The 683-nt window shown below is 49.3% G+C and carries 1 protein-coding gene; it reads left to right on the top strand.

The features are described from left to right. Nucleotides 1-683, top strand: a 683-nt coding sequence (locus tag L6R21_28130; protein ID MCK6563073.1) for a DUF3782 domain-containing protein, incomplete at its 3' end; no start/stop codon positions are given.

Here is a 683-nt window from a genome sequence, read left to right as displayed (position 1 = left end):
CTGGTTGCTGGAATAACCGCAGGCCAATATGCCGGGAAGGAAAGGACAGAGGATCGCATCGATAGAGTTTTAGCCGAACTTAAAGCCGACCGCGAACGGCAGGATAAGAAATGGGAGGAAGATCAAAAGAGATGGGGGGAAGATCAAAAGAGATGGGGGAAAAATGAAAAGAAATGGGAGGAAAATCAAAAGAGGTGGGAGGAAAATGAAAAGAAATGGGAGGAGAACCAAAAGGTCATCAGGGAAATGCTGGCTTCAATCAAGGCACTGGACCGAAGAATCGATCTCAGCATCGGTGCTTTGGGAGCCAGGTGGGGAATGCAATCGGAGGCCTCCTTCCGCAATGGTCTCAAGGCCATATTGGAGAAGTCTTTCAAAGTCAAGGTGGAACGCTTTCAGGATTTCGATGACCAGGGAGTAGTGTTTGGAAAGCCGGATCAGGTGGAGTTGGATGTCATCATTTACAATGGTTTGCTCATACTGTGTGAGATCAAATCATCGATCAGTAAATCCGACATGTATGCGTTTTGGCGCAAGCAGGAATTTTACGAACAGCGGCATGGCCGCAAGGCGGATCGCAGTATCGTAATTTCGCCGATGGTCGATCCCAAAGCCCACACCGTGGCGCAGCAATTGGGCGTGGAGGTTTACAGCTTTGCCGATGATGTGGATTTTGGGGGGAC

It is taken from the genome of bacterium (assembly GCA_023150945.1).
GTDB lineage: Bacteria > Zhuqueibacterota > Zhuqueibacteria > Zhuqueibacterales > Zhuqueibacteraceae > Coneutiohabitans.
Note: the sequence above shows the minus strand (reverse complement) of the source record. Positions and strands in the feature narration are given on the sequence as shown.